This is a genomic window from Tateyamaria omphalii (genome assembly GCF_014651375.1).
Classification (GTDB): domain Bacteria; phylum Pseudomonadota; class Alphaproteobacteria; order Rhodobacterales; family Rhodobacteraceae; genus Tateyamaria; species Tateyamaria omphalii.
Genome location: NZ_BMWT01000006.1, coordinates 232,362 through 257,050, shown reverse-complemented (window position 1 = coordinate 257,050; position 24,689 = coordinate 232,362). Strand labels below are relative to the sequence as shown.

Sequence of the window (24,689 nt, the reverse complement as noted above, 5' to 3'; positions counted from 1 at the left end):
GATCCCATGGGGAGCGAACTTGCCGATGGAAGCACTTTGATAAGACATGTTGGCGGTGAATATGGTCGATTCAGCCGGTGGCAAAAATGCTTAATTCTTGCACGATCAGTATGGGTAGAGAGACCAGGAACAGTCATAGAAGTTGACATGGCTTTGAGCAGTGGCGACCCTGTGTGCTGCGCGCTCAGCCGACGCACTATCATTGGGCAGGGGGACAATAGCCCTTTCCCGGAACCCGTGCGCTAAAACGTTCGTTTTTGACCGTGTGCACTGGGCAGCTCCAGATGAATCCCTTAGCGATGACAAAAAACCGACAAAAGCTTTGTGGTTTTGGTGGGTTTTTTGCCGGGAGTAATGATGAATGGCCGCCACTCTTCAACCCCGCTTCCGGGAGACTGCGGCGCAGGATCGGACGGCACGTCCAAGGTTCGGAATGGGCCGTTCTCAAGCGTAGTCAAAGGCGCGGATGTCTTTCAGCACTCTGTATGCAACTGCTTTTCTCTTCGAAAGAAACCGTGTGTCAGGCATGTCAATGCTCAGGGCGAGACATACGTTTCACTTGCGGATTCCAGTTAACCAACGCACCAACCGATGTACATGTCCATCTTGCTTTAGCGCCAGCCGGTTTTGGACCGCTTCGTCCAATTGGCGCGCGTGTCACTCATCACAATGTCACGCGCCGCTGCACATGTGGTTTCGGACTGCGGCAAGAGTTCCAACGCGAGTTTCGACAGGAATTCGATTTTTTCCAGCGCAGAAATTTCGAGTGTGTCGTTCAGCCAATAGGTGATGAGATGGTCGATGCCGCCCACATTCGCATCTCCATAGCCAAAGCTTTTCAGTCCGTCGGACATTGCGCTTTGCCTGGTGTTTCGGACGATGGTCTGCCACAAAGTCGACCGAATTTTGGAGTGCAGGATGAAGGGTGTGACCCTGGTTTCCTGCCCGGTTACTTCGGGCAACGCCGTTCGGGGTGCAGCCAGTCCACTTTCAAGCGCAATCAAACTGTGACAAGTCTTGGAGGTGGATGCCGGCGAAAATCGCGGTGGGCGCGGTCGAGATTTGCGATCCAAAGCTGGCCATCGACAGGCTTTTGATCACAATCGTCGTATTTTCAGTCTGGCCGCCTGCTGCTGTTACGCTGGGTCCGACATCCATTTCTTTGGCCACCACTGGCGAGCAAAGCGCACAGACCAGCCATCCGTCTACACACACAGTGACAGCCTGAACCTGCGCTTTCATGCTTCTGTGGCGCTGAGTGATGACCAAATTCATCTTCTTCGGCTCATGGCCCGGCTTTATCCTTGGTGAGGCGTGCCTTGCCCAGTGTCGAGGTATTGCTTGAGGCTGCCCAGAAAAAACATGTCCCAGCCCGCCTCACAAACATCATAGCATAACAGTTCGGGCGTGAGACCTTGGTGCCGCAGCTCAACTCTGGAGCCTTTTCCCTGTTCGGTGATTTTCCAAAGCACCTTGGTGTTGAGCCACTCGGTTTCGATTTCCTTTGGTTGGCCTTCATGAATGTGCAGAGCATCCACGCAGGTCCACTCGACGCGTGTCGGTTGCTGCGTGCTGGTCAACTCGAACGTCCAGTAAGACACGCCGGGTGGGAAGGTAAATTTCGCGCGATCCCCGATGTTGGTTAGAGGTTGATCGGGGCGGGTCCACCAGTGTGCGACCCCCTCAGTGACCGCCTTGAACGCGGCAGAAGGGTGTGCTTGGACGTCTATGGATTTTGCGTAACTGTGTGCTGTCATCTGGATTGTCCTTAAGCGGCTTCGGCCCAGTGGGGCGGAAAGGTTTCGGCGACTTTCGGAAGGGCTTCGATCCGTTGCACCCAATCTGCGATTTCGCCTGATACGGTCGCAAGGTCCGGTAAGCCGAGGGCTCGCATGATCTCAGGTTTCGTCTCCATGGCACGTTGGATCAGACGCACATGCGGGAATGCGACGGCGTCTGCTGCACCTGGGCGTGCACCTGACAGGAAAGGTGCATCGACCAGGATGCCGGTCAGGTGCGCAAGTTCGTCTTGAAGTCTTTCACTGGCGACTTTCAGCTCGTCTGTGGCTTCGCCGATACCTTGGAAGAAAATCGGGGAAAGAATACCGCTTGTGGTGTCGGGCAAGTAGTCAAAGATTTCCATGGTGCGCTGCCAGATGAGGCCTGCGTCTTGCGGGGAGTCCCCGAACAGGGGCGCGGCCGGATATTCTCGGTCCAGCCAGGCCAGGATAGCAACCGATTGGCTGAGGGTCGTGTCGCCGTTTTTCACGGTCGGAACCGTGCCGCGTGGATTGATGGCGAGATAGGCATCGGATTTGTGTTCCTTCTGTGCGGCGGACAGCAGGTTGACGTTGTAGTCGAGGCCTTTGAAGGCCATTCCAAGGGCCGCGCGCCAGGGACTGGGGGCGCCGCTTACGGTCCAAATTTCCAGGGACATGATCGCTTCCTCTGTCGGTGGGTGTTTGCAGAGACATATCCAGGGCGGTATGATCTGAAAAGTAGGCAGAATTTTTTGCTATACTATCAAAAATGATACTATTGAGGAAAATGAGATGTCTGAGGCTCTTGCTGATCCGGCTCAAACGCGTGTCGCAGGCGAAGGCGCGTGCCCAGCACCACGGGCCATTGGGATGATTGGCGGCAAATGGAAGCTGCTTATTCTGCAGATTCTGATCTTTCAGGGCACCAAGCGGTTTGGCGAATTGCGCAGGTCTATCGATGGGATCACCCAGACTATGCTGACCAACCAGTTGCGCGCGCTAGAAACCGACGGGCTAGTCACCCGAAAGATTTATGCCGAGGTGCCGCCAAGGGTTGAATACTCAGCCAGCGCGGATGGAATGGCGCTGGCCCCGGTCTTCACATCGATGCACGACTGGTGGGTCAATCGATCAGCTGGATCGTAGCGCCCGATCAACGCGCTCGATCTCGGCCTCGTACCACGCGATGGTCCCGGCAGGATCGTTGGAATAGCTTTCTGCAAAAGAGGCGGGCGCCTCGGTTACCTCGTCGTGCTGCGTTGCCCAAACCATCATCGAGACCAAGGCAGGAAGAAAGTCCTTGGATTTCTTCGTCGGAAAGTAGCAAACGCTGCTGGCTTTGCGTGGGTCGGGTTCGCGGGTCAACATGCCCATCGTCTCAAGCTTGGCAAGACGGTTCGCCAGAATATTGGTAGAGATGCCCTCGGGCGAGGCGAGGAACTCGCGATAAGTGCGTTTGCCGTGCAGTAGAACATCTCTCAGCAACAGAAAGCACCATTTGTCGCCCACAATACCAGCGGCATAGCGAGTGGGGCATCCATTCCAGTCAGGTTTTTTGCCCGAATTCATGACGCAGATATAGAGGACTGCAAGGCACTTGCAATATGCAAGCAACCAAAGTATCAAATTGCTTGCAAATTGCAAGTGGAGAGACAAATGCCTACACCCTTCGTTTGGTACGACAACATGACACTCAATCCGCAAGAGACGACAGAGTTCCTGCAATCAATGTTTGGATGGCTGCCCAAGGACATTGGTACGATGACTTTTTTGACCGAGACAGGCGGCGACATGCCTTTCGCCGCAAGCTGTGACGAGATGAAAGGGATCACCGGCTGGGTGCCCTATATCGAGGTTGACGACTTGGATGCCGCGACGGACCGTGCGCGCAAAAACGGTGCAAGTGTGGTCGTGGAAAAAGTTAAGGGTCCGGCGGGGGATGCCAGTTTCATCCGTGATCCAGGCGGTAGTCCAATGGCGCTCTGGAAGCGCAGCCAGGGGTGATGAGGTTCGTCATGCTGAAAAAACAAATCTTGGCTGCTGTGGCCTATCCGCTGATTGTTTTCCCCCTCGCAATTGTTTGGCATCTGCTCCTGTTCAAAGACAGGTACATGAGTTTTGGATATTTCGACGGCGAGCCGAACATCGCAGTTGGTTTAGCATCGATGGTTGTACAAGGCGCGGTGTTGGCTGCAATTTACCCTATGTTCCAGCTGGGTAGCGAAGGCTTTGCACGGGCGATTAAGTTCGCAGGGCTGTTGGGACTGTTCTTTTGGACAAGCCATGTGCTGGCGCTGGTGGCAAAGCAGAATGTGCAGCATGCGGGCACATATATCCTGATGGAAACGATTTATTTAGGGTTGCAGTTTGGCCTCTTCGCACTTGCTTTAGGTGTTATCTTTCACGGGGCAGGACGAGCATCAATCGCGCCCACCTAAAGCACTGATGCGTTACGCTATTTTCAAGTGTTTCGGCATGCACAACAGTATAGTTGCGCGGCGAAGCGGTGCCATCGAACAAACGCTTTCCGGCGCCGACGACAACCGGAAACGTCCAAATCCGAAACGCGTCAATTGGATCGTGAGCTTGCAGCGTTTGGATCAATGCAGAGCTGCCATGGATCTGTAGAGGGGGTCCGTCTTGGTCCTTCAACTCTTGCACAGCAACCACAATGTCGCCGTCCAACGCATGCGAATTTTCCCAGCTCAGGGGTAGAATGTGCGACATTACCACACACTTTAGCGCCGAATTTAACCGACCGCCAAGATCAGAACGCGGCGCATTTGGCCAATATCCGGCAAAGATGTCGTAGGCCTTGCGACCAAAGAATATGTCGTAAGGTTTCGACATGGCGACGTACTCAAAGTGCGGCATCACATCGTCCTAGTAGGGGGCCGTCCAACTGCCTTGCGTGAAGCCGCCCGAGGGGTCTTCCTCGGGCATACTTGGCGACTGCATCACCCCATCCAGTGTTGCAGAGGACAGGACCGCAAGTTCGCGCACCTTACGGCCGGTCGTCTGCAAACGAATGAGCGGGTGCAGTCATTCAACAGTTTGGGGACTGTGCTGCTGCGGGGAAGGTCCGGTCTGACGGGCCGCAGTGCAGCATCCAAACTCTTCAGCGGACGACGGCTTTGGGCCGCCGAGCTGCCTTGGTTCATGGCAGTAAGCCTTTCAAGCTCAGGCTGTCTTTACCAAGATCAACGGACGCTATCGCGGACCAATCGCCCGACCTCCACACGCCAGTGATACGATCAAAAATGGCGCACGGTATCGACCTGTTTTGAAGCAGCGCGACCCGATCCAGTGCGACGCGTTTCGACGGTGCATCCCACGCACGGTACATCGCCGCCGCGGAATCCACAAAAGAACCGTCCGCAAGTGGCTTTCGGCAGATCGAGACCGGCACGTGCAAAGCAGACAAGGCGCCGGCACGAAACAGCATGTTGGGAATGGCAAAGAACGACGGTGGAAGCGACCTTTTCAATTCACTCTCCATTTGAAACCCGTTTTGGGCGGCGGGTGGTAGTCTGGGAACCAAGTGCACCTGCCCGTTCACCATTTCGAACCGCTGTTTGCCTGGCACAAAATCCCACCAGCTCAGAAAGCTCTCCGTATCAAAAAACGCCGGCAAATCCTGCCCGCTCAGAGGGAAGTCGTTCCAGCCCGTTCGGCGCGCAACCGGGAAGCGTTGGCACAAATCGATGATGGCAATCTGATGCGCACCAATGGCAACGGTGCGGTCGGTCATTTGGTATCGAAACCCATCTCCGAGACCGCGCGCCACAAGGGCGACTCTCGCGTCAGACCGCAGGTGAATGATCTGCCCTGCCCCAGCCTCTTCACGGGCTGCCATCACGTCTTGAGACAGCGCAGGTCCGGGGTCATCCGGAGGGACAAGGTAAATGAGCGTCCGCGTCCCTTGCTCATCGACAACCTCGGCGCGGGATTTAAACCGGCTTCCATCCTGTCCTCCGACGATTGGGCGATCAGAAATCGTGAGATTTGTCTCAGACAACGGAAGAGAATGTTCGACCATGACAACGCCCTTTCGCCGCGATTATGCGGCAAACACGCCTCTGGCGCACGAGAATACCCTTGGTCGAACAGCCACACTCCTGGAGGCGGCTTGGCTGGCAGCAAGTGGAAGACAAAAACGACGATTTGAGGAAAAACTCAAACCTATGTGTCCCAAAACACAAAACTATCTGTCATCGCACAGGGTCTGTGGAACGTCACAGATCTTTGACTCAATTGGTCGCGAAAACCTCAAAAAGTCAACCATCCACGTCGTTCAATTCTGACCCAAACGTCAAGCATTTCTGACCCAGACCGCAAAGGGGCCGTTCATGAAGGCCGCGGCTAAGGTCAGTAAGAGCCCACTTTACCAAATGCTGCAATTACACGAACGTCAGCTAAGGGCTGAAGTTGAACTCAAGGCGCTCCACGGCTAACGGCGGATATGAGATCGAAAATAGCGGATCTTTCAAAGAGCGTGAATTTCTGCTCTTGGGGGCCTTAGTGAAGACGTGCGCGGCCAGTCAACCAGAACTCAAAATTTGGAAGAATTCTTCCACCCTCCAAAACAACAGAAGGATTGTGTTTGCAGTCATCGGTTGGTTCAAGAACGCGTCGAGGGAGAGACCATTTTATCCAGTTTGAAGGATGATAGGGGTTTGGTTTACCTTGCTCATCGCCAAAGCGGTGTATTTCCAAGTAGTGTTTGAACTTACGAGTAGGAAATCCTTCGCTAGCAGCACGCATTGCTATGGTTGCAAACGCGTCGAAAAGAACCTGATCCACTGTGCCAAAGCTGCTTTCGGGTTTCCCATCTTTCCAATAGCTTTGGTACGCTGCTGCCGAATAGCTGTGCAAAATCTCGAATGCAGAGCCCCAATCACACAATGGGTGACGCACAATTGCCGCTGCAATCGAACCATCTTCTTCGCATTCACCATGAGCGAGTTCATGCAAGTCGTCAGACGACAATGCCGATAGGACCTCGGAGATTTTTTCTCTGGGACAATGACATGTGGCGAGGGACGCAGTTTCAAACCATACCCTGCGCAAGTGAAGTCGTTCTTGATCTGAGATACTCATTAGGCATGACCACGTATGGCGAATAATTTCCACATCGATCGTAACCAGGTCATTGTGACACCTTTTGGTTAAAAGTGAGACCTAACCAAGAACTCATCCTCCGTCTGTTGCTTGCTTTAGAAAGCGGAAACCTGTTTCCGCCCAAATTGGTAATGACTAAGCAAGCTGCCGATGGAACAAGAACAAAGATTGTCGGTGTTGTTCGCACCCTACCCCCTCCGAAAGTGCGACGGTCTATGGCAGCGACGTTCCGAAGCAGCTGCGGATGCTTCAAGCGCCGAACCAACCTGATGAGCCCGAAGTGACCGATGCTGCGAAATGCGTAAATCTCAGATGTTGCATGGCATGAAAACTTCGACCTGGGCTGTTGCCAGTTTTCCAGCCCGTTCCATCTTTTTGCCAGAAACGAACACTAAGATTCTACTCTACATAGAGTGAGAGGGTGGGTCATGCGGACAGTGTTGAACAAACTGGTTGGCAAAATCAGAGAGCGTCGCGGCAAACGCCGTTCCGATGCTCCGAACGGGCCTGGCGGCACAGAAATGTTGCAAGCAATCCTCGACACGAACGTCGACGCGCTAGCGGTTCATGACGCAGCTCGGACAGACACAGGTCCTTCGGTGATCCTCAAACCGATTGTCCGACCTGGACCGACCGAAGCTGGCTGGTTCGGCGGAAAACCCATGCTTCCTACGGATGTCGCCTGGCCCGAGATTGATGGTGTTCCACTCAACTTTCTCGCACAGATTGACCTAACAAAAGTACCAACCAACATCTGGTCTGGCCTCGGCCCACGTAACGGACATCTGGTGTTCTTCAATCACCCACGTGGATGCGGAGGCAAAGTTCTGCACGTAAGTGGAAACCTGAGCCTGCGCTCGGCTGATGTGCCGATACCGCACCATCGCTTGAACCACGACGACAGTGGCCCCACCCCGCGCTTTCCGTACTTTAACAGGTTTGCAGTGTCGGCGATCGAAAATGAAGGACAGTTGCCCGCGCAGACGCTCTCGACCCGACTGAGGCGAGACAAGGAACTGCTGGATTTCGGCAAACCAGAGCACCGTCCTTTCGACACGGCCAGCCTCGGATTTCTCATTGAGCGTATATCGGCGGATATTGATATGCGGCTCGCTCAATGTGACCACCAGATCAAGGGAGGTCTGCAGGAGAAGGCGATGACCACGGTCCTTTCCATTCAGGATGAAGCGATCAAGACCCGTAAGGCCTTTGACGCGGCGGCGCATGCCGTTCAAACACAATCCTTCGATCTGGACCGAGTTTCCTGCTTCATCGAAGACATATCGGCTTTGTCCTTGACCGGCCTTAATGTGACCCACGGCGCCGGTGGCAAGGTCGTCGACATCGAGCCCGCAGCCGTGATGTTGGTGGATCCGGAGAAATCCGACTGTGCTAATATGTATTTGTTCATGTTGGACGAACATCTTTTCCAATGTTTTGTCGAGGACAGGGATGCCTTGGCACCTCCTCAGCGTGATCGCATAGAGCGAAAATGCGTCGATATGGCGGATACGGAACTCGGAGGCATGTCTCATGCTCCGCACGGCTTCATCTATACGCCTCATGGACGCGGCTCACCCAATGAAGTGCTTCTGGAGCTACCCAGCAGCAGACTGAATGGTTGGGTGTGGGGCGACGCCTACACGCTGGTCTTCCTGATCAACAGGAGGGCTTTGAAACGTGGTAAGTTCGACAAAATGGAATTGGATATCACCAACTGATCCATCGAAGGCTCATTAGTGCCCATTCGTTCCTGAAAACAGAATGGCCGGTTCGTCCCGTACACCGGACCTCCACCATCGACCCGGCCAATGACGGCAGTACGGGACAAAGTGAACGTTCGCCGCAATTGCGCCGAGGTCCGCTTTCGTTTCTCTGGCCTTAGTGATAGCTTCCCAATAACAGATGGTGGAGCACGAAAATGGGTATGTTGATTGACGGAAATTGGGATGATGCTGCCGATCGGTCGATGGTGTCTGGCAAGTATCGACGCGAGCTGAGCGCACTCCCAACGTCAATTGATGCGAATTTTCTACGAGACGCCGGCAATGCGAAAGGCCGGTTTTTCCTCGTTGCTTCCGCAAGTTGCCCTTGGTCGCACGGCGCGGTCATCGCACTCGTTCTTGCTGGTCTGAAAGACACTATTGGAATTCAGTGGGCAGGGGGAGCACGTCGTGAAGGGTATGGCCTATTGCAGGGCGGACTACTCTCGAACCGTTCAGATTTTGAACATGTTCATCAGTTTTATACGTCAACAGTTGCTGACTACACGGGCCGCTCAACAGTACCGATCTTGTGGGATGCCGCAGATAGCAGAATTATTTCCAATTCCTCTGCTGACATTATGTCGGCATTTGATGGGATCAGCCAAAGGATCGACCTTCGACCAACTGCTTTGGGAAACGAAGTCGACGATTTAACACACTACATTTTCGACGGGCTGTCGAACGCTGTCTATCGTGCAGGGAAGTCCCAACGACAGGACGAATATGACGAAGCCGTCGATACTGTGTTTGGCACACTTGATACCCTGGAAGACAGGTTGGAAGGTCAAACCTTCCTATTCGGAGGGGATCTAACCATGGCCGACATAAGGCTGTTTGCCACTCTCGTGCGATTTGACACAGTCTATGCGACGCATTTCCGCTGCACGCGTAAAAGACTGGTAGATTATCCGCTACTATGGCGGTTCACGCGCCGCATATTTCAGATGCCTGGCATTCGACAAACGGTTGACTTCGACGAGATTAGATATGGTTACTACGTCAACGATGGCGACCACAATCCAAACGGCATCATAGGTCAACAACCAGAGATTAACTGGGAAAGCCAAGAAGGTCTGTCTGAATAGCGGCCATTCGTTCACCATGCAGCATCATGCACTTTGGGCTCTAACCAGACATTCTCTGCAATCCGCATGAATGACCGCTCTGGCGGCGCGTTCAAAACGCTGATTTCTAATGGTTTGAGATTAAACGATTTTTCTGGCTGATTTCCCAGACCCAATGCTATGTGTCCAAAAACTCTAAATGGCTGCGTCCAGAAAAATTCGAAACGATAAATCAATGACTTAGCAATCGCACAGACTTTAAACTGTGTGTCCTTCCACAACCCTGTTGAACGTCAGAAGACTTTGACCTTTGCGTCATAAACTGACCCAATTCCTGTCCAGACCCGTTTGGGTTGTTTCGTTTGATCCCGTTTCCCATCCGGAAAATCGGGGGCGATTTGGAGGTCAGACGGCGAAGCCGCCTGCTCCTGCAAATCTGCCACGTGGCGAACGCGGAGGGGGGCGAGACAGGACAAATCGACAAGGTTGGTGCGGCCCGCAGCGCAGCGAGGACACGGCCTTGTCTATTTGTCTTGTCCGAGGGGGGAGGCTGCGCCTCCACCCTGACGGCGGAGGGCGTTTGGCTTGTCCAAATCCCCGGAGCCAAAGCAAAGGGGGGGGCCAGCGTCAGCCGGGTCTCAATGTCTTTTATTGATGGTCAGCGGTTATTGGGGAGACACGCGGCGAAATCGGGCAGCGAGCCCATACCGACTGATGCTGTGATTGGCATGAATGCACGCTCTGGAACGTTTCTCAGACGCCAGTGAGTTTTCCCAGCGCGCAAATACAATGCGGTTCGCAATCATCTCAACGCACTACACAGCGAACAGCGTTACCTTTACTTCGCCGTCGAATCATGACAAGCTTGCTTTACATTTTGAAAAGGACACCAACCATGCCCCTTTCTGGACGAACCCAAGCCGCAGCGCTGTTTGTCATCTTTTTTGGTACTTCCGGTTTTCTATTGTTCGACCCTCCCTTCATCGCCCAGGTCGTCTTCTTGTTTTTTTGTCTCGCATGGTCAGCTTGGTGTTTTGCCTCGGTCTTCCAAGGGTCAGATGAAGTAGAAGCAGCGAGTGCGCGATACGCACTGGCATTTGCAAGCGCTATTGGGGTGCCAGTTTCAATTGCATGCGTCATCATGATGAGCGCAGCACCTGCCGTGCAAAACAAGATTACCCGCATAGCAACTTCAGCAGGGCAGGATCTAAGTCCGGCCGCCACCGGGTTCGGGTTTGGTGTGGCCTTCACCACGATAATTTTGTGCGTCTCCTTCTGCGTTGGTTTGACAGTCTGGTGGGCATCAAAACGATGAAGAACAGAATTCGAGTGCTGCGGGCTGAGCTCAGGTGGACCCAGGCTGACCTCGCGAAAGAACTGGGCGTTTCTAGAAATTCAGTCAATGCGATCGAAAACGGAAAATATGATCCCTCCCTGCCTTTGGCCTTTCGTATCGCGCGGCTCTTTAAAAGGAAGATCGAAGATGTTTTTGAAGAAGAGGGCTGACAGTCCAAACGGGATGTCGCGCTCGAACGCATCCCTTGTCCATTGATCGGTCAACAGGACTGTAGATCCAATGTCCGATTTGGGCTGCCGGGGGACCTTGGGACGAGGTGCGGCGGATGTCCGTAGCGAGCCCATTCTACCAAATGCTGCGCCATAAACGAACGGCTGCTTATGAGTGTCAACCACGTTGCGCTATTGAACTGCTCATAGAACGCAGCGAGCAGTTTTTGTTCATAAATTCGCAGTAAGTCTTGCTAAACTATTGCGCGGAGTGTCCATGCAGCAAAACTTTAGTGACTTCCTAAGGCATGGCGGCACTGGCCAATACGTCCTTTCGCACCGGCACGGGAGAATTCTAGGCCAAAAACTTGGGCTTTCTCTCAAATCGGCTTTCCCGAACCACTCCACTCTACGGGCCGATTTTGGCGACCGCCTTGACCAAGTGACGGCCGAAAACACCCGAATGCTTCTGAACGCTTTGACGCCCCCAGATACCGTGCCGCTCGTTTCTGAAGCTGATCTAAGAGATGTGTCAGACGCCAAAGAAGAAGCGTTAAGCGCATGGGAGTCGCGACTTGATAGCATATTCAATGAGTACCAAGACGACCCTCAACGACTGAGACCTCTGCGCACGGCAATGGAAGAACGCTTGCTGCGAGCGTTTGCTGGTCTGATCAACCAGCTTCGACAAGAAGACCTTGGTATTGAGAGTTATGTTTGGCGCTCGCAGGATGACGCCAAAGTGCGGGATAGCCATGCAGATTACGACGACCAAGTGTTTCGCTGGGATGATCCCCCGGCGGGCGGGCATCCGGGCGAAGCTCATAACTGCCGGTGCTACGCGGAACCCATTGTGCCAACCCCTCAAGACAACGTAATTCTAGCTGACTTTGACGGCAGAGTTCCGCCACAAGATTTGTTGGAACATGAAGTTCGTGGAGGGCATACTATTGCTCAACACGTAGGAAAGAGCGATGATTTCCTGCTGAGTTCTGTCACGACCCCTCGCGTTCGATCACCATTTCTTAGCCTTTATCGCTATCGTCACGGATCATTTCCGTCCCTTGAGGCTGCACGCAAGTTGACAAATTCCAACCTTGCTAACAATGCTGCTGTTGTCGAAGACGTCGTAAGCGGAAGGAGAAAAAGGGCATTCTTGAAAAGTGATTTTTCTTCACCGACGGGAACGGAGGCGTTCCGAATGACCCGACGACGCTCATCACCCGTAATTCTTCGGCAGACGTTTGGGGTTGGAACGGTGATTGAGCATGCCCCAGACATGCCCGATGGCTTTATCATCATCACATCGTATCCAAGGAGGGACTGATATGAAGCCACCACAGTCTTTTTATGACTTTACTCTACAGCTTCACCAGGACCTAGACCTTGTCTATCCCGGATGGGATTCAGACACGCCGGGTGCGCGCTATGAAATTTATGAAGATTTTCGGCAAGGATACGGTGATCAGGCAGTCCGGGAACTGGCCAAGTATGGCAAAAGTCTCTTAGCTGACGACAAAACGGACCTGGGCACGCTTTGGTTCAATGAATCCAGGGCTGATTGGGTTATTCCAGACAAGGGCGTCCGTTTTCTGCTCGAGGATTTTTTGGGCTGGGCAGCTTCGCTTTCTTAGGCCGTTTCTGAACGAAGGAACTCACAAAGCAGACCTTAGCGCAAGCGCAGCGAAAAGCAGCTTCGTCCCGCGTCGTCGACGTTCAAGGCAACACGACCCAGACCATGACAAGATATGTCCACTGGTGCAGCGCTTGATCCAGCCCGAAGGCGCGCCAGAAACCGCCCTGGTCGGGGCCATGGCCTGTATGTTCAGACCAGCGCCCCTTGCCCCAGTCTATGTGGAAATGCACAGCCCATTCGACCAGCGCCACTATCAGTGCCAAGGCCACTGGCACACCAACCAGCACCATGGCGACCAGCGACCCCACCCCGTGCAGCCCAGCATGTTGCAGCCGCCCCACATGCAGGTAGCGCCCACGGTTCGCCAGCATCCTTGGCGTTTGCATGTAGAAGTCGGCAAACAGGTGCTTTGCCTGCAGCAGAAACAGCAGAACCAAAGCAAAGGTAACTGGGTCGGTCAAAGTGTGCCTTTCGCGTTTCCTCTGCCTTTACCCTAGGCTGCGATGTGTTTTGTCGCAATCCATGCCGTACCGTATGCTGACGCGCCATTGATTTCCCGTGATCGCCGTTGTTAGGCTGATGGTGGGCGCAATTCCCGCCCCTTCACGACGTGGACAAGCATCATAGAACGCTCCCTCTTTGGATTTATCTGGACCTACTCGAAACGCGATCAGCTGATCCTGTTGGTGGTGACGCTGATGCTGTTTCCGCTGCTCTACCTGACGCTGGAGCTGCCCAAGCAGATCATCAATGACGCTATTGGGTCAGGATCCCCGACTGTCTCTGCCTATGGGTACGAGTTTGATCAGATCACTTATCTGATGATGCTGTGTGGCGGGTTCCTCGTGGCCGTTTTGTGCCATGGCCTGCTCAAGATGCGGATCAACACGATGAAAGGCGTGCTGGCCGAACGCCTGTTGCGCCGCTTTCGCTATACCTTGATTGCCCGCATCCTGCGCTTTCCGCAGCCCTATTTCGAGCGCACCAGCCAAGGTGAGCTGGTCAGCATGGTCACTGCCGAAAGCGAGCCGATGGGCGGGCTGATGGGCGACGCCATTGCCCAGCCTGTGCTGCAGGCCGGGCAGATGCTGACGATCCTTGGCTTTCTGTTCTTTCAGTCCGTCGCCTTCGGCTTGGCCGCCATTGCCCTGATCCCGTTGCAGGCGTGGCTGATCCCCAAGCTGCAACGCCAGATCAACCTGCTGAACAAGAAGCGTGTCATTCAGGTCCGTGCCCTCGCTGCCGAGATCGGAGAAGGAGCGGCAGGTGCGGGCACCCTGCGCGTCAATGGCGGCTGGCGTTTTCGGATGGCGATGATTGGAGACAGGCTGGGCAACCTTTTTGCCATCCGGTTCGAGATCTACCAGAAGAAATTCTTTATGAAGTTCCTCAACAACTTCATCACACAACTGACGCCGTTTTTTTTCTTTTCCGTTGGTGGCTATCTGGTAATCCGGGGCGACGTGACCATCGGGGCCTTGGTTGCAGCTTTGGCGGCCTACAAGGATCTTTCGAGCCCGTGGAAGGAGTTGCTGGCCTATTACAACCAGGTGGCCGACATGTCCCTGCGCTGGGATACCATCACCGAACGCTTTGCCCCCGCGGGCATGATTGAGGACGATCTGTTCTATGGTCTTGCACCCGAAACGCCACGCCTGACCGGAGACATCGTTCTGGATCATGTCACAGTCAGTGATGGTGATGGAAACGCGGTGCTGGAAGACATTTCGCTGACTGTCCCCGCGGGGACAAGCCTTGCCATCGCTGCCCCCAATGACGAGGATCGTCGCGCCCTGGCCGAGGTGCTGACGCGGGAAACTCTGCCGACAAGTGGCACGGTTACTGTATCTGGCCACGACATCCGCTCGCTTCACCAGACGGCGATTGCCAGGCGCATCGGCCATGCCAATTCGCGCCCCATCATGTTCCAGGGCAGCTACGGCCAGAACGTGATGATGCCCATGCGCCTTGCCCCGACCGTCGCAAGTGAAGAGACGGATTTCAAGCGCGAGGCGATCCGGGCCGGCAACACCCCGGACATGGTGGATGGCAAATGGCTGGACCCGACCATTGCAGGCGTTCCGGACAAGAACGCGCTGCGGACATGGTGGTACACATTGATTGACGGCAGCGGGTCGGGTGATGCGCTGACGCGTCGAACCATGGACCAGACCTTTGACGATAAGGAACACCCTCAACTTGCCAAAGCCCTGATCGACCTGCGCCCCAAAGTGGCGACTGCCGTCGCCGAGGCTGGGTTGGCTCGCTATGTTCACCCGTTTGATCCCGATAAATACAATCCGGCCCTGCCCGTTGCCGAGAACACTCTTTTTGCCACACCGCGCGAGGTCATTGGCCCGGAACTGATCGAAGCCGAGATCGAGTTCCTGCGCTTGTTACACGACCTGTCGCTGGCCTCGAACCTTGAGCAAATGGCGCGCAACATCCTCGAGATGCTGCGTCAGACCTTTGGTCCAAACGGTACGGATCACCCGTTGTTTCGCAAGCTGGGGCTCGAGGTCGAGATTTACGAGACCGCGCTTGAGCTGGTGGACCGCAAGCCTGCCGGGTCCGACATCACCGATAAGGAACTGGCCCTGCTTTTGAGCGTGCCCAGCAACATCACGGCCGAACAGGTCGCCGCCGCCTTTCCCGAGGATGTGCGCGAGCAAGTGCTAAAGATGCGGGCCGAGCATGGTGCGGAACTGCGTCGGCAGATGAAAAACATCTTTGTTCCCATCCAGCCGGATGCCCATGTGCATGGCTTGTCAGTTCTGGAAAACGCGCTTTATGGCAAGGTGTCCGACAGTGCTGGCGCACGAGCCGATGATCTGCGCCGCATCGTCGTTGAAGCACTGACCGAGGCGGGCGCCAATCAACTGGTGTTGGAATTGGTCTTTGACGTGCCAATCGCCTTGGGAGGCGCCAACTTGCCCGCCCTGTTTGCTGAACCCTTGTCGATCAGCCGCGCCACGATCAAGCGACCCGACATCCTGATTTTGGATGAACCGATGGCCAGCTATGGAGAGGAAACGCGCGCCGCGCTGTTCCGCAACCTGCGCGCCTTGTTGCCCGACACCGCCCTGATCGTGTTGGGCACGTCTTTCGAAGACGACGATGCCTTCGACGCGCATGTCGAGATTGTCCAAGGTCGGTTGCAGGGCACAGAAGGAGAGCGGATCGAAGCGGGTACGGATGCCAGCGCGGACCTGGCACGCAAGGTTGATGCGTTGCGCCAAGCGCCCATGTTCTCGGGTCTAAAGCGCAAGCAGTTGCGCCTGTTGGCGTTCGGGGCGCGTTGGTATACGGCGCATCCCGGTGAATATGTGTTCCACAGGAATGACGACCCAACCGATGGCGCATACATGGTCATCGACGGAGAGGCTGATCTGCTATTGCCGCAGGACGGGGCCGATGACGCGCTGATTGCAACAGTCGGTTCCGGTGCCCTTGTGGGTGAGTTGGGCTTGATCCGCAGCGAACCCCGCGCATTGGATATGCGCGCCAAGAGCGAGTTGACCTGCTTGCGCATTGGCGAAGAGGAATTCATGGCGGTGGTTGAAAACGATGCCGCCACGGCCTTTCGCCTGCTGCAAGTCGTCGCCGGTTACGTCAAAACCTGACGCCCGTCGCCACAATTCCAGTCAAGACGCTGGAACCTTGGCCCCAGATTTGGCATGCACGTAGCATAAGGCCGCGTGCTGCGCGCGGCGGAGTACTGCAATGTATCGGAATACCTGCCGGTTTTTGGCGGTCTGCGGGGTCAGCGTTGGCCTATCGGCCCCTTCTTGGGCCCTAGACGTGGTTGTACGCGCGCCTGATGCGCTGACCGAAGACTTGCGCGCGGCATCTCTGACTGCCGGGTTGCAGGACGAAGAGGGCACCGTTCGGTCTATCGATGTGATCAGCGCCGCGCAGGCCGACTATACCCGGCTGATCGCCCTTCTCTATGACCGGGGGTATTTCGGCCCCACCATTTCAATCACCGTGGATGGGCAAGAGGCAGCAGGATTATCGCCCATATCGGCCCCGCAAAGCGTTGGCACCGTCATCTTGACCGTGGATCCCGGCAAGGTGTTCAGCTTTGGCACGGTTACCGTGCGACCATTGGCCCCCGGCAGCACCCCGTCCCCGCAAGTGCAAACTGGAGAGACGGCAAGCGTGTCCGCTCTACGGGATGCAACCAGTGCAGGCATTGAAGGGTGGCGGCACGAAGGTCACGCCAAGGCATCGGTCAGCGGTCAACAGATCACGGCGAACCACCCGGCAGGCCAACTGAATGCAGATGTCCGGCTGGACCCTGGCCCGCGACTTCGTCTGGGACGGTTGGGTCTGGAGGGTGACAGCGCTGTGCGTGAAAAGCGTATCCGCGAGATTGCCGGCTGGCCCAGCGGCGAGGTGTTTGACCCTGACACGCTGGACAAGGTTGAAACCCGACTGCGGCGAACCGGCACCTTTGCGTCGGCCACCCTGACCGAAGCGGAGACCGCCAATGCCGATGGCACGCTGGATGTGACCGCGCAGATCGCCGACCGATTGCCCCGCCGCTATAGCTTTGGCGCGGAATATGGCACCACCGATGGCGTCAGCGTCAGTGCGCTTTGGCTGCATCGCAACATCTTTGGCGGGGCTGAACGCCTGCAAATCGACGGTGAAATCAGTGGCGTCGGTGGCGACACCGACGGTGTCGACTTTCGCTTGGGCGCACAACTGTCCCGCCCTGCCACTTGGCGCACCGACCTTGAAGCTCAATTGCTGGCGGAGATTGAACAGCGCGACGACCCAAACCTGTTTTCCCGAACTGCGCGGTTGGAGTTCAGTACCACCTATTTTGCGAGCGAGGACCGCGAATACGACTACGGTCTTGGGTTAAGAAAGGCCGAAACGCGTGATGATCTGGGCGAGCGCGACTACACGATCCTCACATTGCCCTTCAGGGCCAAGTTCGACCGGCGTGATAATCCGTTGAACCCGACGCGCGGCTACTATGCAGAGGCCTTGGTGCAGCCTTTCGTGAACATCGAAGGTACCAGCGAGGGCGTGCTGTCCACCATCGACGTGCGCACCTATCGCAAGCTGGGTGACCGGGTTGTTTTCGCCGTGCGTGGGCTGTTGGGGTCAGTGGCCGGTCCCTCCATCGAAGAAGCGCCTGCCGACTTCCTGTTCTTTTCCGGCGGCAGCGGGACGGTGCGCGGTCAGGACTACCAATCCCTTGGCGTGGAGCTGAGCCCGGGCGTAACCATCGGGGGCCGTGCCTTTGCCGGGATATCGGGGGAAGTGCGCGTCAAGACGGGCGACAAGTTTTCGGTCGTGGGGTTCTATGACGCAGGCTATGTCGGACCCGAGAGCTTTATCGACGGGTCAGGCGAATGGCACACCGGGTTTGGCGCTGGCATCCGCTATGACACCGGGATCGGTCCCATTCGGCTGGATGTGGCTGTCCCCGGTTCAGGGCCGGGCGACAGCTCCGGGGTAGAGCTTTACATCGGTATTGGGCAGGCCTTCTGATGCGGTATTTGGCGATTTTTCTAGTCCTGATCTGGCCCGCCGCGGCGCTGGCGCAGGACAACGATGAAGATCGCGGATTCCTGGTTGGGCTACTGGAAAGCAGCCTGGGCGGTGAAGGGCGCATCGTGCGCATTGACGGGTTTGCGGGGGCGCTGAGCAGCCGCGCCACGATCGAGCGCATCACGATTGCCGACGATCAGGGCATCTGGCTGACGATGGAAGACGTGGCGATGCAGTGGAACCGCCGCGCATTGTTCCGTGCTGCCATCGACATTCAGGAGTTGCGCGCAGGCCGCATCGAGCTGCCGCGCCTGCCCGGTGCCGCCTCAGGCGGCGACCTGCCAGCGCCCGAGGCAACCCCCTTTGCCCTGCCCGACCTGCCCGCATCGATCAGCATCGCACAGCTTGATCTGGCCGAGGTTGTGTTGGGTGCCCCGGTGCTTGGGGACCCTGCCACGTTTTCCATAACCGGAACCGCGACATTGGCTGGTGGAGCAGGCAACACAAGCATCACTGCGACACGCACCGATGTGGCACTTGATGTGTTCGAAGTTACCGCGGCCTATGCCAACAACACCCGCGACCTGTTCCTTGATCTGCAACTGCGCGAGGGCGCGGGTGGGCTGGTTTCCGGCGTGTTGAACATCCCCGACCGCCCCAGCGTTGATCTGACTGTGTCGGGCGCGGGGGTGTTGAGCGATTTTGGCGCAACGCTGGATTTGCGCACCGACGACACGCAGCGCCTGACCGGCACGCTGGCGCTGCAGAGCGAAGCGGACGGGCCGATGACCTTTGATGCCGCGCTGGATGGCGATGTGTCGGCCCTATTCCTGCAGGAATACCGCGCCTTCTTCGGGACGGATGTGGCGCTGACCGCGCGCGGCAGCAGCGATGCGGATGGTGCGTTGTCACTGGAGGCGTTTTCCCTGGACACCCGCGCCTTGCAATTGGCGGGCCGCGCAGAGTTGAACAGCGATGCGTGGCCGACCGTGCTGGACATCGAAGGCACGCTTGCGGACCCGGATGGGGAGCCATTGCGCCTGCCTGGCGACACGCTCCTAACCGGCGCGTCGATTATCGTCGATTTCAATGCAGATCAGAGCGATGCGCTGGTCGCGCGCATCAATGCCACTGGCCTTGAGCAGCCCGATGCCACAGTGGATCAGATCGCACTGGATTTTGACGGGACACTGAGCGGTGCAGTGGGCACAATCGGTGCGTTGGCAGGTCGCTTGAATGTGGATGCCAATGGCGTGGCGCTGAGCGATCCGGGGCTGGCGCGGGCCGTCGGTTCTGCCCTGTCCGGTGGGTTCGACATTACCTATGCCGATGATGCGCCACTGGCCCTGACAAACCTGACGCTTGCCAGTGCCGCATGGGCGCTGATGGGTCAGGCAGAAGTCAGCGGGTTTGACGAGGGATTCGAGACGACATTCGATACAGCCCTTGTGACACGGGACCTGTCCGCCTTTGCCGATCTCGCCGGGCTGGATCTGTCGGGGGCCGGCGACCTGGCCCTGTCCGGGACGGCGGCCCTGGGTGGCTTTTTTGACATCAAGGTGCGGGGGCAGACGCGAGAACTAGCTATCGGTGTGCCACAGGCAGACACGTTGCTGGCTGGACAGACGGACCTGATCCTTGCCGCGCGTCGTGACACCACCGGCACATTTGTCGACCGGCTGACACTAGAGAACCCTGCTCTGGACCTGACCGCGTCGGCAGACCTGCGCACCGGAGGCTCGGTCGCGCGGTTCAATGCGGCCTGGGCGGATGTGGGGCAAGTGACCGAGGCGGTAGACGGCCCCTTGACCGTAGACGGAACGGCCACCCAAACAGGCGAGGTTTGGGATATTTCGGCCGGTCTGGCCGGGCCCTTGGACAGCACAGCGACCGGTACGGCCCGGGTTGCGCCGGACGGCACCGAGATTGCGCTTGAGGCGGCCGTTGGAGACCTGTCGCCCCTCGTGCCCCAGATCGAGGGCGGCGCAGATCTGACGGCGACGGCCCGGCAGGCCGACGGCGTGTGGCAGTTCGATAGCACTATCGATGGCCCCGCGCAGACACGGGCCGAGGTGACGGGGCAGTTTGACGGAACAAACGTCACAGCCCGCTATGATGTGGCCGTTCCAACAATCGACGCCTTTGCCCCCGGTGTGCCCGGAGGTGCGACGCTGAACGGTGATGTGGCGCAAACCGCCGAGGGGTGGACCTTCGACGCGGCGGTGACCGGACCCTATGAGAGCGCCGGGACAATCTCGGGCACATATGCGGACAGTTTGACCTCGGATTTCGACCTGCGTCTGCCCAATGTCGGGGCTGTGGCGCCCGGTGTGAACGGGCCGCTGGCGCTGGACGGTACCCTGTCGCAAACCCCTGAGGGTTGGGAGGTCGTGACCGATGTCGCCGGTCCTTACAGCAGTTCGGGTCGGGTCAGTGCCAGCCTGCGGGACGGTGTTCTGGGCGCGGGCTATGCGCTGACCCTTCCAAATGTGGCGCCGCTTGTACCCGGGCTGGCAGGCAGCATGACGGTGAACGGCACAGCCCAACAAGACGGGGCGGATTATGACATCATCGCCCGCATTGCAGGCCCGTCCGGTGCCACGGCCACCGCAACGGGTCGGGTGCGTGGGGATGGCACGCTGGACCTTGCCACACGCGGGCAAGTGCAGCTTGGCCTTGCCAACCCGTTCATCGCACCGCGCACGATTATCGGAACTGCCGACTTTGACCTGAACGTCAACGGCCCCCCCGCTCTCGGGTCCGTCTCCGGTCAAATCTCAACCCAAGGCGCGCAACTGGCGACCCCCAGCCTGCCCGTCTCTGTGTCCGACCTGTCGGGCGCGGCGCGCTTGTCCGGCGGACAGGCCGTTCTGGATTTCACAGGAGCCATTTCAGAGGGCGGCAGCATTGGCATTTCCGGTCCCATCACGTTGAGCGGCAGTTACCCGGCGCAACTGGACGTATCGCTGAACGCGGTGACATTGCGCGACCCGCAGCTTTACAACACAACCGTTGACGGGCAGGTCGCGCTGCGCGGGCCGCTGACCGGAGGGGCCGCGATTTCCGGCCAGATCAATCTTGGCGAAACCGACGTGCGCGTGCCGTCGAGCGGTATTTCAACGTTCGGGGCGGTGCCTGACATCACCCATATCGGCGCCACGCGCCCTGTCATGCGCACCCGCGAACGGGCTGGCCTTGTGAAGACAAGCGGCCAAACCGCAACAGGCTCAGCCTATCCGCTCGACATCCAGATCAACGCACCCAACCGCATCTTTGTCCGGGGACGCGGCATTGATGCTGAGATGGGTGGGCAATTGCGGCTGAGCGGCACAACGGCCGACATGATTTCGACCGGACAATTCAACCTGATCCGAGGGCGCATCGACGTACTAACCAAGCGGTTTGAGCTGACCGAGGGACGCGTTGCCCTGCAAGGCCGGTTCGAGCCGCTGCTGCGATTGGTAGCCGAAACACCGACATCGGCGGGCTCAGCACGCATCGTTGTTGAGGGGCCCGCAGACGATCCGGAGGTGACGTTTGAATCCACGCCGGACGCGCCACAGGATCAGGTCCTGGCCCAGATCTTTTTTGGTCGGGACATTACGCAACTCTCGGCCTTTCAGGCTTTGCAACTCGCCAGCGCTGTGGCAGCCCTTGCCGGCCAAGGCGGCGAAGGGATCGTGTCGCGCTTGCGTGGCTCGTTCGGGTTGGACGATCTTGATGTTACCTCGGATGAAGAGGGAAACACGGCTGTTCGGGCAGGCAGGTATATCTCTGAAAACGTCTATACCGACGTGACGGTCGGTGGCGCCGACGGGCCGGAGGTGTCTCTGAACATCGATCTGACGCCCAACATCACGGCGCGCGGCACCTTGGGTGCAGACGCCAATACCGGCATCGGTATCTTCATCGAACGGGACTACTGACCCAGTTTCAATTGGCGCTGGTGTCTCGCACCCCCACATTGTATCCAAATGGATACATGATTGAGGTGCGCGATGACCGATCGAGATATGTCCCAGGGCGAAACGGCCTATGCCCAGTTGCTGGCTGCGATCCGCACGGGTGAATTTGCGCCGGGCGACCGTCTGCGCGAAACCGACGTGGCCGACCGGCTGAACCTGTCCCGCACCCCGGTTCGTGAGGCGCTGCGGCGGCTGGAGGCGGACGGCATCGTGGAACACCGCCCCCGGATGGGTGCCGTCATTCGGCAGCTGAGTCACTCTGAACTGGTCGAGCTCTACGAGATGCGGATCGTGCTGGAGCGCACCGCTGCCGAGATGGCGGCCAAACACGCCGCCGCCGCCGAAATTGACGCCCTGCGCGATCTGAACAGCACAATGTCCAAGAGCAGCCCGGCGGAAGCCGCGGCGCTGAATCAGGACTTTCACCGGGGCATCTATCTTGCCACGCGCAACCGGTTTCTTCTGGACGCGGCCCGTGCGTTGAACAACGCCCTAATGTTGATGGGGCCGACGACGCTGGCCGACAAGCAGCGGATCGAGGTTGTGACAGCACAGCATGACGACATCCTGACGGCCATCGCCGCCGGAGACAGCGCAGCGGCGGGCGAAGCGGCGGAGGCACATTTGCAAACCTCGCTGCGGTACCGGTTGAAGGTGCTTGCCCGGTGATCCGGGTTGCCATGACCTTTGCGATTGCAGGGCTGGGTGTCGCGTTGTTTCATTGGCTTTCGCTGCCCCTGCCATGGCTCTTGGGCCCCATCTTTGCCTGCCTGATCAGCGCCCTTGCGGGGGTGCGCATGTCGGGCGTGCCTTTGGTCAACCAAGGTATGCGCACGGTGTTGGGCGTGGCGGTGGGCGCAACGATCACCCCGGTTGTGTTGGTATCGATGCTCAGCATGTGGCCCACATTGCTGCTGGTCCCGGTGATGATCATGGTTATCGGGGCGATTGGGGTGCCCTATTTCCGCAGGCTTTGGGGGTTCGATTTTGTCACCAGCTACTACAGCGCCATGCCCGGCGGCCTTCAGGACATGCTGGTGTTTGGCGAAGAGGCAGGTGGCAATCCGCGGACCCTGTCGCTGATCCACGCAACACGGGTTCTGGTAATTGTCGTCGCCCTGCCCTTTATTCTGCGCGGGGTTTGGGATGCGGACCTGAGCAACCCGCCGGGCGTGCCAGCGGCGACGTTGGCACCCACGCAGTTGGGGCTGATGGTGTTGGCGGCTCTTGTGGGATGGCGCGGGGCCAAGGCGCTTGGCATGTTCGGTGCGTCGATCCTCGGGCCCCTGATCGTGGCGGCGGCCATGGCCCTTGCGGGTCTTCTGCAACACCGCCCACCGGCTGAAGCAATTTGGGCCGCCCAATTTTTTATCGGGACAACCGTGGGCGTGAAATACACCGGCATCACCATGACGGAAATCCGCCGCGACCTGACGGCCGGGTTGGGCTTTTGCGGCATCCTGATCGTGCTGACAATCATCTTTGTTGAAGGCGTCTATGCTGCTGGTCTTGCCCCGGGGATGGAGGCTCTGTTGGCTTTCGCACCCGGCGGGCAAGCAGAACTGACGGTGCTGGCGCTGATTGTCGGAGTTGACGTCGCCTTTGTCATTGCGCACCATGTCTTGCGCATCTTCGTGGTGATCCTTGGTGCGCCGCTCTTTGCCCGGATCTTCCGTTAGTCGCGGATGATGCGGCGCGAGATGTCGGCCATGATCATGGCTTCCTGCTCATCTGTCAGCTCCACGTCATGCTTGCCGTCAATCTCCAGAAAGGCATGACCGTGCACGAACATGTGCAACATCATGCTGCGCCGCTCAATCTCGGCGTCTGGTGTGCCTTCCCGCATGACCGCACGTACTTCGCGCTTCACGATCTCGAAACAGCCGTGCCCCTTTTCCCGCAACTCCGGATCCTGACCGTGACCCTTGGTCAAGCCGAACATCAACCGGAATACTCCCGGCTCGGTGCGTGCGAATTTGGCGTAGAGCAATCCAAGCGCCGTGATGGCGGCCAAGTCGTCGCCCGACGCCGCTTTGGCCGCTTCATCCATCTGCTGCCGCATCCGTTCGATTCCCGCCATAGCAACCTCCCGCACTATCTCGGCACGGTCGTTGAAGTGCTTGTAGGGTGCAGCCGAGCTGACACCAGCGCGGCGCGCGGCCTCGGAAATCGAAAACCCGTCGGCGCCCTTCTCCTCGACCAAAATGCGCACAGTTTCAATGAGATGCGCGCGCAGATCACCGTGGTGATACTGGGTCCGGGGGGCCTTATCCGTGGTCTGCTCCAAGTTTTTTTGCCTCTCTCCCTTGCCAAAGTAAGTGGCTATTACATATGTCTGTTACCATAAGTAAGCACCCCTTACT

Annotated in this window: 24 protein-coding genes; 15 read left to right on the top strand and 9 right to left on the bottom strand. The window is 57.5% G+C overall.

All coding sequences use genetic code 11. The annotated features are described in order from the left end of the window. Window positions 1-611 precede the first annotated feature (611 nt). Window positions 612-1,004, bottom strand: coding sequence for a hypothetical protein (locus IE087_RS23810; protein WP_373296538.1), 393 nt, complete (start codon window positions 1,002-1,004; stop codon window positions 612-614). A gap of 23 nt (window positions 1,005-1,027) precedes the next feature. Here IE087_RS23810 and IE087_RS19645 point away from each other — a divergent pair, with 23 nt between their 5' ends. Beyond that, window positions 1,028-1,228: a hypothetical protein gene (locus tag IE087_RS19645; protein WP_189371080.1), complete on the top strand. Its 201-nt coding sequence runs from the start codon at window positions 1,028-1,030 to the stop codon at window positions 1,226-1,228. A gap of 70 nt (window positions 1,229-1,298) precedes the next feature. Here the strand turns inward: IE087_RS19645 and IE087_RS19640 are convergent, their stop codons facing one another. Both IE087_RS19640 and IE087_RS19635 read right to left on the bottom strand, forming a co-directional pair. Next, on the bottom strand, window positions 1,299-1,757 hold the full coding sequence (locus IE087_RS19640) for an SRPBCC domain-containing protein (protein ID WP_189371079.1): 459 nt from the start codon (window positions 1,755-1,757) through the stop codon (window positions 1,299-1,301). 11 nt (window positions 1,758-1,768) lie between these two features. Then, window positions 1,769-2,437 (bottom strand): glutathione S-transferase family protein, encoded by a 669-nt coding sequence (locus IE087_RS19635; protein ID WP_189371078.1) that lies wholly within the window; start codon window positions 2,435-2,437, stop codon window positions 1,769-1,771. 115 nt (window positions 2,438-2,552) lie between these two features. Between IE087_RS19635 and IE087_RS19630 the strand changes: the two genes are divergently transcribed. Beyond that, on the top strand, window positions 2,553-2,906 hold the full coding sequence (locus tag IE087_RS19630; protein WP_189371077.1) for a winged helix-turn-helix transcriptional regulator: 354 nt from the start codon (window positions 2,553-2,555) through the stop codon (window positions 2,904-2,906). On the opposite strand, the gene IE087_RS19625 is transcribed toward IE087_RS19630, so the two are convergent. Further along, window positions 2,892-3,329, bottom strand: a complete 438-nt coding sequence (locus tag IE087_RS19625; protein ID WP_189371076.1) for a winged helix-turn-helix transcriptional regulator — start codon at window positions 3,327-3,329, stop codon at window positions 2,892-2,894. The genes IE087_RS19630 and IE087_RS19625 overlap by 15 nt on opposite strands. A gap of 87 nt (window positions 3,330-3,416) precedes the next feature. Here IE087_RS19625 and IE087_RS19620 point away from each other — a divergent pair, with 87 nt between their 5' ends. Both IE087_RS19620 and IE087_RS19615 read left to right on the top strand, forming a co-directional pair. Beyond that, window positions 3,417-3,764 (top strand): VOC family protein, encoded by a 348-nt coding sequence (locus IE087_RS19620; protein ID WP_189371075.1) that lies wholly within the window; start codon window positions 3,417-3,419, stop codon window positions 3,762-3,764. An 11-nt stretch (window positions 3,765-3,775) separates the two neighbouring features. Continuing rightward, window positions 3,776-4,198, top strand: coding sequence for a hypothetical protein (locus tag IE087_RS19615; protein WP_189371074.1), 423 nt, complete (start codon window positions 3,776-3,778; stop codon window positions 4,196-4,198). Here the strand turns inward: IE087_RS19615 and IE087_RS23805 are convergent. The 3 genes from IE087_RS23805 to IE087_RS19600 form a co-directional block, all read right to left on the bottom strand. Then, window positions 4,155-4,487, bottom strand: a complete 333-nt coding sequence (locus IE087_RS23805) for a dihydrofolate reductase family protein (RefSeq protein WP_373296539.1) — start codon at window positions 4,485-4,487, stop codon at window positions 4,155-4,157. The two genes, IE087_RS19615 and IE087_RS23805, sit on opposite strands and share 44 nt — an antisense overlap. A gap of 430 nt (window positions 4,488-4,917) precedes the next feature. Continuing rightward, window positions 4,918-5,799: a hypothetical protein gene (locus tag IE087_RS19605; RefSeq protein ID WP_189371072.1), complete on the bottom strand. Its 882-nt coding sequence runs from the start codon at window positions 5,797-5,799 to the stop codon at window positions 4,918-4,920. 479 nt (window positions 5,800-6,278) lie between these two features. Then, complete coding sequence (locus IE087_RS19600) at window positions 6,279-6,749, bottom strand: hypothetical protein (protein WP_189371071.1); 471 nt, start codon at window positions 6,747-6,749, stop codon at window positions 6,279-6,281. A 560-nt stretch (window positions 6,750-7,309) separates the two neighbouring features. On the opposite strand from IE087_RS19600, the gene IE087_RS19595 reads away from it, so the two are divergent. From IE087_RS19595 to IE087_RS19570, 6 genes are all read left to right on the top strand, one after another. Continuing rightward, a complete protein-coding gene (locus IE087_RS19595; protein WP_189371070.1) occupies window positions 7,310-8,602 on the top strand; it encodes a DUF1963 domain-containing protein in 1,293 nt (430 codons plus the stop codon). A gap of 200 nt (window positions 8,603-8,802) precedes the next feature. Then, complete coding sequence (locus tag IE087_RS19590) at window positions 8,803-9,732, top strand: glutathione S-transferase C-terminal domain-containing protein (RefSeq protein ID WP_189371069.1); 930 nt, start codon at window positions 8,803-8,805, stop codon at window positions 9,730-9,732. Between the two features lie 874 nt (window positions 9,733-10,606). Beyond that, window positions 10,607-11,026 carry a hypothetical protein gene (locus tag IE087_RS19585; protein ID WP_189371068.1) on the top strand — a complete coding sequence of 140 codons (420 nt, stop codon included), beginning with the start codon at window positions 10,607-10,609 and terminating at the stop codon, window positions 11,024-11,026. Then, window positions 11,008-11,217, top strand: coding sequence for a helix-turn-helix transcriptional regulator (locus IE087_RS19580; RefSeq protein WP_444545921.1), 210 nt, complete (start codon window positions 11,008-11,010; stop codon window positions 11,215-11,217). The genes IE087_RS19585 and IE087_RS19580 overlap by 19 nt, the downstream gene beginning before the upstream one ends. 277 nt (window positions 11,218-11,494) lie before the next feature. Beyond that, window positions 11,495-12,544, top strand: coding sequence for a phage minor head protein (locus tag IE087_RS19575; RefSeq protein WP_189371067.1), 1,050 nt, complete (start codon window positions 11,495-11,497; stop codon window positions 12,542-12,544). Window position 12,545: 1 nt separating this feature from the next. Beyond that, window positions 12,546-12,851: a hypothetical protein gene (locus IE087_RS19570; RefSeq protein WP_189371066.1), complete on the top strand. Its 306-nt coding sequence runs from the start codon at window positions 12,546-12,548 to the stop codon at window positions 12,849-12,851. Between the two features lie 82 nt (window positions 12,852-12,933). Here IE087_RS19570 and IE087_RS19565 read toward each other — a convergent pair whose 3' ends face one another. Next, window positions 12,934-13,314, bottom strand: coding sequence for a DUF3307 domain-containing protein (locus tag IE087_RS19565; protein ID WP_189371065.1), 381 nt, complete (start codon window positions 13,312-13,314; stop codon window positions 12,934-12,936). Between the two features lie 237 nt (window positions 13,315-13,551). Between IE087_RS19565 and IE087_RS19560 the strand changes: the two genes are divergently transcribed. From IE087_RS19560 to IE087_RS19540, 5 genes are all read left to right on the top strand, one after another. Further along, complete coding sequence (locus IE087_RS19560; RefSeq protein WP_189371064.1) at window positions 13,552-16,476, top strand: ABC transporter transmembrane domain-containing protein; 2,925 nt, start codon at window positions 13,552-13,554, stop codon at window positions 16,474-16,476. A gap of 100 nt (window positions 16,477-16,576) precedes the next feature. Further along, window positions 16,577-18,361, top strand: coding sequence for an autotransporter assembly complex protein TamA (locus tag IE087_RS19555; protein ID WP_189371063.1), 1,785 nt, complete (start codon window positions 16,577-16,579; stop codon window positions 18,359-18,361). Beyond that, complete coding sequence (locus IE087_RS19550) at window positions 18,361-22,287, top strand: translocation/assembly module TamB domain-containing protein (protein WP_189371062.1); 3,927 nt, start codon at window positions 18,361-18,363, stop codon at window positions 22,285-22,287. Before IE087_RS19555 ends, IE087_RS19550 begins: the two co-directional genes overlap by 1 nt. A gap of 72 nt (window positions 22,288-22,359) precedes the next feature. Beyond that, on the top strand, window positions 22,360-22,995 hold the full coding sequence (locus IE087_RS19545; RefSeq protein WP_189371061.1) for a GntR family transcriptional regulator: 636 nt from the start codon (window positions 22,360-22,362) through the stop codon (window positions 22,993-22,995). Further along, the gene (locus IE087_RS19540) at window positions 22,992-24,005 is read left to right on the top strand and encodes an AbrB family transcriptional regulator (RefSeq protein WP_229801476.1); all 1,014 of its coding nucleotides are present in this window, start codon (window positions 22,992-22,994) and stop codon (window positions 24,003-24,005) included. Before IE087_RS19545 ends, IE087_RS19540 begins: the two co-directional genes overlap by 4 nt. Here IE087_RS19540 and IE087_RS19535 read toward each other — a convergent pair. After that, entirely contained in the window at window positions 24,002-24,613 is a 612-nt protein-coding gene (locus tag IE087_RS19535) for a TetR/AcrR family transcriptional regulator (RefSeq protein ID WP_189371060.1), read from the bottom strand. The two genes, IE087_RS19540 and IE087_RS19535, sit on opposite strands and share 4 nt — an antisense overlap. Window positions 24,614-24,689 lie beyond the last annotated feature (76 nt).